Raw genomic sequence first — 5,227 nt, 5'->3', positions numbered from 1 at the left:
GGCGAAGAAATTGCCTTCGGGCGCGACCCAGGCCCGGCCCCGCCGCCCCCGCGCCGCTGTCTGGCGGCGGGCGAGGATCCAGGTAGGCTGGGTCAGGCGCGGTGCCAGGCGCGCGGCTTCGGAATTGGTGCTGTCGACCTCGGCAAGGACGTGGCGCGCCACGCCTTCGGGCCAGGCCGGAAGCTCTCCCGCCCGCTCAGCGGACAAGAACTTCGGCCGCCAGCGCCGCGGCCCCCTCGACGCCGAAGAGGCTCACGACGCCAACCACCATCAGCACCGCCGACGCCATCAGCAGAAGCCATTGTGCCGGAACCATCCGCGTCTCCACCCCTTCGCTCTCGGCGCCGAAATACATGTAGTAGACGATGCGCAGGTAGTAGAAGGCGCCGATCACCGAGGCGATGACACCGGCCACCGCAAGCAGCGTCATGCCGGAATTCACCGCTGCCAGAAGCACGCCGTATTTCGCAAAGAACCCCAGCATCGGCGGCACACCCGCAAGGCTGAAGAGAAGCACGAGCATGGCGAGCGCCTTGACCGGCTCCTTGCGCGAATAGAGGTTCAGCGAGTCGATGTCCGTCACCGGCGCCCCGTCACGCTCCATCGACAGGATGAAGGCGAAGGTGCCGACGTTCATGACGACATAGATCGCCATGTAGAGGAGCATCGCCTTGACGCCCGCCTCGGTGCCCGCCGCAAGGCCCATCAGCGCAAAGCCCATGTGGGCGATCGACGAATAGGCCATCAGCCGCTTGAAGTTGCGCTGCCCGATCCCGGCGACGGCACCAAGGAACATCGACAGCACCGAAATCACCGCGATGACCTGGCTCCAGTCGGCCACCGCGCCGCCGAAGGCGTCGAAGACCAGCCGGGCGAACAATGCCATCGCCGCCACCTTGGGCGCGGTGGCGAAGAAGGCGGTGACCGGGGTGGGCGAACCTTCGTAGACGTCGGGCGTCCACATGTGGAAGGGCACCGCCGAGACCTTGAAGGCAAGGCCGGTGATCATCAGCACGAGGCCGAAGAGCAGGCCCACCGAGACATGCCCGTCCTGGATCGTCTCGATGATACCGGCAAAAAGCGTGGTGCCGGTGAAGCCGTAGGTCAGCGACGCGCCGTAGAGCAGCAGCCCCGAGGAGAGCGAGCCGAGCACGAAGTATTTCAGCCCCGCCTCGGTCGATTTCACGCTGTCGCGGCGGAAGGCCGCGAGGATGTAGAGCGACAGCGACTGGAGTTCGAGCCCCATGTAGAGCGACATCAGATCGCCGGCCGAGACCATGACCATCATGCCGGCGACGGCAAGCGCCACGATCAGCGGGAACTCGAACCGCGCCAGCCCCCGGCGCGTCATGTAGTCCGCGCTCATCGCCAGGACGGAAGCCGCGCCCAGAAGCACCGTCACCTTGGCGAAGCGCGAATAGGCATCGTCGGCGAACATGCCGCCGAAGGCCATCCGCTCGCCAGGGTCCGACAGGCCGATCCAGCCCGCAAGCCCGAGGAAGACCGCCACCGTCGCCCAGGTCAGCGTTCCGGCAAGCTCGTCCTTGCCGGTGTAGACCGCACCCAGAAGTGCTGCCATCGCGTACAGGACCAGGACCACTTCGGGAAGGATGGCGGAGAAATCAGCAGAGATCATCGCGTGTCGTCCTCAGTGGCTGGCCAGCTCGATGCCCGTCTCGACGGGAACCGCGGCCTGGTAGTCGGAGATCAGCGCCTCGACCGAGGGGCCCGTCACATCCGTGACGAGGCTCGGATAGACGCCGAGAAGCAGGGTCATGGCGATAAGGGGCGCAAAGATCGCCTTCTCTCGCGCGCTCATGTCCGCGATCGTCTTCAGGCTTTCCTTGATCAGGTCGCCGAAGACCACCCGGCGATAGAGCCAGAGCGCATAGGCCGCCGACAGGATCACCCCCGTGGCGGCCACGAAGGCCACCCAGGTGTTGACTTGGAAGATGCCCATCAGCGTCAGGAATTCTCCCACGAAGCCCGAGGTGCCGGGCAGGCCGACGTTGGCCATCGTGAAGAACATGAACACCAGCGCATAGGCCGGCATCCGGTTCACCAGACCGCCGTAGGCGTCGATCTCGCGCGTGTGCATCCGGTCATAGATCACGCCGACGCAGAGGAAGAGCGCGCCGGAGATGAAGCCGTGGCTGAGCATCTGGAAGATCGCGCCATCCACGCCCTGCTGGTTGGCGGCGAAGATGCCCATGGTCACGTAGCCCATGTGCGCGACCGACGAATAGGCGATGAGCTTCTTCATGTCGGACTGCGCCAGCGCCACGAGGCTGGTGTAGACGATGGCGATGGCCGACATCCAGAAGATCAGCCCCGCGAGCAGGTCGGACGCCACCGGGAACATCGGCAGCGAGAAGCGCAGGAAACCGTAGCCCCCCATCTTGAGGAGGATCGCCGCCAGCACGACCGAGCCCGCCGTCGGCGCCTGCACGTGCGCATCCGGCAGCCAGGTATGGACCGGCCACATCGGCATCTTGACCGCGAAGGAGGCGAAGAAGGCGAGCCACAGCAGCGTCTGCATGCCCCCGACGACGTGGAAGCCGAGCAGGTTCAGCGGCTCGGACGAGAACTGGTGGTTGAGGAGCGTCGGGATGTCGGTCGTGCCGGCGTCGACATACATGGCGATCATCGCCACCAGCATCAGCACCGAGCCGAGGAAGGTGTAGAGGAAGAACTTGAACGCCGCGTAGATCCGCTCCTTGCCGCCCCAGATGCCGATGATCAGGAACATCGGGATCAGCCCCGCCTCGAAGAAGAGGTAGAAGAGCACCAGGTCGAGCGCCACGAAGACCCCGAGCATCAGCCCCTCGAGGACCAGGAACGCGACCATGTATTCCTTGACGCGGGCCGTCACCTCCCAGGTGGAGAGGATCGTGATCGGCATCAAGAACGTGGTCAGGAGCACCAAGAGGACCGAGAGCCCGTCGACGCCCACCTTGTATTTCAGCCCCATGATCCAGGCCCGTTCCTCGACGAACTGGAAGCCGGTGTCGGCCGGGTCGAAGCCCGCAAGCAGGAAAAGCGAGACAAGGAAGGTCACCGTGGTGGCGATCAGCGCGAGCCACTTGGCATTCTTCTGCGCCGCCGGGTCGTCGCCCTTGAGGAAGAGCGCGAGGATCGCCGCCGCAACGAGGGGCAGGAAGGTGATGATGGAAAGCAGGTTTTCCATTAGTGCGCGCCCCCAGAGATCGTCATCCAGGTCAGAAGCACGGCGATGCCGATGATCATGACGAAGGCATAGGTGAAGATGTAGCCCGACTGGAGCCGTGCCGCGATCCGGGTGAGCCGCGGGATGAAACCCATCGCCACGCCGTTGATCGTGCCGTCGATGACGTTGCCGTCGCCGCGCGTCCAGAGGAAGGCGCCGAGCCTTTTGGCCGGGCGGACGAAGACCGCGTCATAGATCTCGTCGAAATACCACTTGTTGAGCAGGAAGCGGTAGAGGATCGGCTGCTGCGCCGCGAGACGCCGGGGGATCGACGGGTCGACGATGTAGAAGACGAACGCGGTGACCAGGCCGATCAGCATGGCGACGAAGGGCGAGACCTTGACCCAGGCCGGCGCATGGTGCGCGTCGTCCAGCACCTGGTTCGACGCCTCCGACATGAAGATCCCGCCTACGGCCGCGTGACCGGCCTCGGCCTCGGCCTCGCCCGCCGGGGCGGCTGCGGTCGCCGCGTCGGTGGCGGACGGTTCGGTCGCCGGTTCGGTGGCGGCGGCCGCATCGGCTGCGCCCGCCTCCACCGTCGCGTGATGCGGCATGGCGAAGAATTCGATCATCCGCTCATGGTCGCCGAAGAAGGGCTTGTACCAGAGCATGCCCGCGAAAACGGCACCGATTGCGAGAACGCCCAGCGGCACCGTCATCGTCGCCGGGCTTTCGTGCGCGTGCTCGTGCGCGTGATGGTCGCCGCGTTCGGTCCCGAAGAAGGTCAGGAACATCAGCCGCCAGGAATAGAACGAGGTGAAGAGTGCCGCCACGACCAGCGCCACGAAGGCGAAGCCGTTGCCGGAGGCGAAGGCGCTCTCGATGATCGCGTCCTTCGACAGGAACCCCGCGAAGCCCCAGGCCGTCAGCGGGATGCCGACGCCGGTGATCGCCAGCGTGCCGATCATCATCGCCCAGAACGTGAGCGGGATCTTCTTGCGAAGCCCGCCATAGTTGCGCATGTCCTGTTCATGGTGCATCGCGGTGATGACCGAGCCCGCGCCGAGGAACAGCATCGCCTTGAAGAAGGCATGGGTGAAGAGGTGGAACATCGCCGCCGAATAGATGCCGGCCCCCGCGGCGACGAACATGTAGCCGAGCTGCGAGCAGGTCGAATAGGCGATCACCCGCTTGATGTCGTTCTGCACGAGGCCCACCGTCGCCGCGAAGAAGGCGGTGGCGGCGCCGATATACATCACGAACGACTTCGCCTCGGGGGCATACTCGAACAAGGGCGACATCCGGCAGACGAGGAATACGCCGGCCGTCACCATCGTCGCGGCATGGATCAGGGCCGAGACCGGGGTCGGGCCCTCCATCGCGTCCGGCAGCCAGGTGTGCAGGAAAAGCTGCGCCGACTTGCCCATCGCGCCGACGAAGAGGAGGAAGGCGAGAAGGTTGGCCGCGTTCCAGTCGGTCCAGAGGAAGCGGATCTGCGTCTCGGCCAGTGTCGGCGCGGCGGCGAAGACCGCGTCCATGTCGATCGAGTCGACGAGGTAGAAAAGCCCGAAGATGCCGAGCGCGAAGCCGAAGTCGCCCACGCGGTTGACCACGAAGGCCTTGATCGCGGCGGCGTTGGCGCTGGCCTTGCGGTAGTAAAAGCCGATCAGCAGGTAGGAGGCGACGCCCACGCCCTCCCAGCCGAAGAACATCTGCACGAGGTTGTCGGCCGTCACCAGCGCCAGCATGGCGAAGGTGAAGAACGAGAGGTAGGCGAAGAACCGCGGCTTGTAGACCTCGCCCTCGCGCCAGTTCTCGTCATGGGCCATGTAGCCCCAGGAATAGAGGTGCACCAGCGCCGAGACCGTCGTCACCACGATCAGCATGATTGCGGTCAGCCGGTCGAGCCGGATCGACCAGGCGGTGTCGAGCGTGCCGGAACGGATGAAGTCGAGGATGTGGATGTGCTGGGTCGTCCCATCGAAGCCGAGGAAGACGATCCACGAGAGCAGCATCGACAGGAACAAGAGCCCCGTCGTCACCACCATCGCGCCGGTCTCG

3 protein-coding genes and 1 pseudogene are annotated in these 5,227 nt (G+C 65.2%); all 4 read right to left on the bottom strand.

The window, feature by feature from the left end; genetic code table 11:
* Positions 1-207 (bottom strand): annotated as a pseudogene (locus ACE3P6_RS15555) (biotin--[acetyl-CoA-carboxylase] ligase); the annotation flags it as partial.
* Positions 197-1,636, bottom strand: a complete 1,440-nt coding sequence (nuoN, locus tag ACE3P6_RS15550; protein WP_374396759.1) for an NADH-quinone oxidoreductase subunit NuoN — start codon at positions 1,634-1,636, stop codon at positions 197-199. The gene nuoN and the pseudogene ACE3P6_RS15555, both read right to left, overlap by 11 nt.
* Positions 1,637-1,648: 12 nt before the next feature.
* Positions 1,649-3,187, bottom strand: coding sequence for an NADH-quinone oxidoreductase subunit M (locus ACE3P6_RS15545; protein ID WP_374396756.1), 1,539 nt, complete (start codon positions 3,185-3,187; stop codon positions 1,649-1,651).
* Positions 3,187-5,214 (bottom strand): NADH-quinone oxidoreductase subunit L, encoded by a 2,028-nt coding sequence (gene nuoL, locus ACE3P6_RS15540; RefSeq protein WP_374396761.1) that lies wholly within the window; start codon positions 5,212-5,214, stop codon positions 3,187-3,189. Before nuoL ends, ACE3P6_RS15545 begins: the two co-directional genes overlap by 1 nt.
* Positions 5,215-5,227: the final 13 nt, after the last annotated feature.

This window comes from Tabrizicola sp., from assembly GCF_041911175.1.
Classification (GTDB): Bacteria; Pseudomonadota; Alphaproteobacteria; order Rhodobacterales; family Rhodobacteraceae; genus Tabrizicola.
This window is presented reverse-complemented; position numbering and strand designations above follow the sequence as displayed.

What these genes read in the sequence shown, in the direction of transcription:
- ACE3P6_RS15545 (WP_374396756.1), bottom strand. Translation starts at nt 3,187, where the DNA reads ATGGAAAACCTGCTTTCCATCATCACCTTCCTGCCCCTCGTTGCGGCG.
- nuoL (WP_374396761.1), bottom strand. Translation starts at nt 5,214, where the DNA reads ATGGTGGTGACGACGGGGCTCTTGTTCCTGTCGATGCTGCTCTCGTGG.
- nuoN (WP_374396759.1), bottom strand. Translation starts at nt 1,636, where the DNA reads ATGATCTCTGCTGATTTCTCCGCCATCCTTCCCGAAGTGGTCCTGGTC.